The 1,854-nt window shown below is 64.2% G+C and carries 2 protein-coding genes; both read right to left on the bottom strand.

Going from position 1 to position 1,854, the window contains the following annotated elements; all coding sequences use genetic code 11:
- Positions 1–1,201 (bottom strand): DEAD/DEAH box helicase (locus H8A92_RS40345; RefSeq protein WP_229200788.1); only part of this gene is annotated, 1,201 nt, incomplete at its 3' end.
- Between the two features lie 253 nt (positions 1,202–1,454).
- Positions 1,455–1,854, bottom strand: a 400-nt coding sequence (locus tag H8A92_RS40340; protein WP_229200787.1) for a helix-turn-helix domain-containing protein, incomplete at its 5' end; no start/stop codon positions are given.

The raw sequence follows: 1,854 nt of genomic DNA, 5'->3' as shown, positions 1-1,854 counted from the left end.
CGCCATCGCGCGAACCTTCGCGGCCACGCGAGCGGCGCGGCGCAGTGTCCTCGTCGGAGGCCTCGCTGTGAACGGTGTAGTCGCCCTCGGCGCGCGGGATCGGCTGGCCGATCAGCTTCTCGATCGCAGTCATCGACTTGCTATCGAGCGAGGTGACGATCGAGATCGCAGTCCCGGTGCGTCCGGCGCGGCCGGTACGGCCGATGCGGTGGACGTAGTCATCGGGATGGTGCGGCACGTCGAAATTGAAGACGTGGCTCACCGCGGGAATGTCGAGGCCGCGGGCGGCGACGTCGGAGGCGACCAGCAGCGGAATCTCGCCTTTGCGGAATTGATCCAGCGCGGCCGTGCGGGCGGATTGATCCATATCGCCGTGCAGGGCGCCGACACTGAAGCCGTGCTTCTGCAGCGACTTATGAAGAACTGCGACTTCACGCTTGCGATTGCAGAAGATAATCGCGTTGTTGAGATCCTTGGCATCGCGCAGCAGGCGGCGAAGGATCTCGCGCTTGTCATGCGCTTCGCGACCGGCGGGGACCTGCAATTGCGTCACGGTGACGGCAGTCGTTGCGGGCTTGGAGACTTCGATCCGGGCGGGATTGTGCAGGAAGGCCTCGGTGATACGGCTGATCTCCGGAGGCATCGTCGCGGTGAAGAACAGGGTCTGCCGCGTGAACGGGACGAGCTTGCAGATGCGCTCGATGTCGGGAATGAAGCCCATGTCGAGCATGCGGTCGGCTTCGTCGATCACCAGCAACTCCACGCCGGTGAGCAGCAATCCGCCGCGTTCGGTGTGGTCGAGCAGCCGGCCGGGCGTTGCGATCAGGACGTCGACGCCGCGCATCAGCTTGGAGTCCTGGTCGCCGAACGAGACGCCGCCGATCAGGAGCGCCACGTTCAATTTCTGACCGGCGCCGTATTTGTCGAACTGCTCCTTCACCTGCGCGGCAAGCTCGCGGGTCGGCTCCAGGATCAGGGTGCGCGGCATGCGTGCCCGCGCGCGGCCCTTCTCGAGGAGGGTGAGCATCGGGAGAACGAAGGCAGCGGTCTTGCCGGTGCCGGTCTGGGCAATGCCGAGGACGTCGCGCCGGGCGAGGACGTGCGGGATTGCCTGTTCCTGGATCGGAGTGGGGTTGGTGTAACCGGTGGCCGCAACTGCGGCGAGGACCTTATCGGACAGGCCTAGATTGGAAAAAGACATTGAGCCTCTGGTCGAAACCGCCGTTCGGAATCGAAGGTAAAAGGCTGTCGCGTTCGGCCCCGAAACGGCTCGCTTTTTGATAAAGCTCGGGGGCTCTGACTAACGCTGACGGACGGCAAACCTGACGAATCGCGTTTCGATCCGAGGGCCGCGTTGCCCCGCAACATAGGGGCGAAACCGGTAAAGTCAATCTTGGAACCGGCCGGTTAGCCGAAAAAGCTTAACGTTTTCGCCAAAATAACCGTCATTTCCGTCATTTGGCGGTCAAATGAATCACGACCCCCAAATCGGGTGAGGCGGCCTCGACGGGAGCTTGTACGCTGTTTCGGGCCCTAAATTCGCCGGGCGACAGGCCTTCGAATGCGCTGAAGATCCGGTAGAAGGTCGCGAGGCTCCCGAACCCGCAGGAGAGGGCGATGTCGGCGATCGGCCGCGGCGGCTTTTCGCGTAGCAGCCTGCGGCTCTCGCTCAGGCGCTGTGCGGTGACGGTCTGCGAGAAGCTCGCTCCCGTCACTTCGAACAGGACGTGCAGGTAGCGGACCGAGACGCCGAGCATGTCCGCGACCATGCCCGGCGACAGCGACGGCTTGGCGAGATGGCGCGTGATCAGGCGTCGCGCGAGGCTGAGCCGGCCGACCCGCAGCGCCTGCTGG

Origin of the sequence: Bradyrhizobium acaciae (assembly GCF_020889785.1) — a bacterium.
Lineage (GTDB): Bacteria > Pseudomonadota > Alphaproteobacteria > Rhizobiales > Xanthobacteraceae > Bradyrhizobium > Bradyrhizobium acaciae.
This window is presented reverse-complemented; position numbering and strand designations above follow the sequence as displayed.